At 74.0% G+C, this 1,028-nt stretch carries 1 protein-coding gene; it reads right to left on the bottom strand.

Annotated elements, in window-relative coordinates:
• Positions 1 to 202: 202 nt before the first annotated feature.
• The coding region (glsA, locus tag ACFWJO_RS41000; RefSeq protein WP_386873511.1) for a glutaminase A at positions 203 to 1,028 on the bottom strand (826 nt) is incomplete at its 5' end.

Genomic DNA, 1,028 nt, shown 5'->3' with positions numbered 1-1,028 from the left:
CGATGCGGAGCTTCGGGTGGCGGGTGCGCGGGTCGTCGTGGGCCAGCTGGGAGTCCTGCACGGGGATCGCGGGGGCGTCGTCCTTCTTCTCTGGAGTGGTCATGGGCCGGATGCTACGCGGCGCGCGTCAGAGGGTGACAAGGGACGGGGCGCGGCGTCGTCGGCGTGGCCCTCGCGACGGCGGCGCGGCGGCGGCCAGGCGTCAGCGGGGCCCGCTGAGGCCGCGCAGGGCGCCACGGTGCTGGAGCACGTGCAGGTCCCAGCGCGCGCTGAGCCCCTCGAACAACCCGATGCCACGCCGGGAGTTACCTTGCTCATCCAGGCGCGACGACCACGTGGCGAGGCCCAGGGCCCCGGGCACGGCGCCGAGCAGCGCGCCCGAGACGCCGGACTTCGCGGGCACGCCGACCTCGGCCACCCACTGGCCGCTGGCGTCGTACATGCCGCAGGTGAGCATCACGGACATCGCCTGCTGCGCCACCCACTCGTCCAGCACCCGCTCCCCCGTCACGGGGTTCGTGCCGCCAGCGGCGAGGGTGGCGCCCATGACGGCCAGCTGGGGTGCGGTGACCAGGACCGAGCACTGCGCGAGGTACCCGGCCACGGCCTCGCGGGCCGAGATGGGCAGCCGGCCGGCGTCGGCGAGCAGGTGGGCCAGGCCCAGGTTGCGGTCGGCACGGGTGCGCTCGGCGTCGAGGACGTCCTCGCAGACCTCCAGCTCGACGCCGGCCATCGCGCTGTAGCGGCGCAGTAGCAGGGCCGTCCGCTCATCCTCGTCCCCGGCGGGCAGGAGGGAGTGGACCAGGATGGCGCCGGCGTTGATCAGCGGGTTGCACGGCCGGCCGTCGTCGTGCAGGGACAGGTGGTTGAACGACTCACCGGAGGGCTCGACGCCCACGTCCTCCAGCACGTGGTCCAGGCCGATCTCCTGCAGCACCACCGCGTAGGTGAGGACCTTGGAGACCGACTGCAGCGCGAAGGCGTGCTCGGTCTCCCCGGCGGCGGCCTGGTGGCCGTCCACCGTGCAC

This window comes from Streptomyces sp. NPDC127092 (assembly GCF_042722475.1).
Lineage (GTDB): Bacteria > Actinomycetota > Actinomycetes > Streptomycetales > Streptomycetaceae > Streptomyces.
The sequence above is the reverse complement of the archived record's forward strand: the minus strand, read 5'-3'. Positions and strand labels throughout refer to the sequence as shown.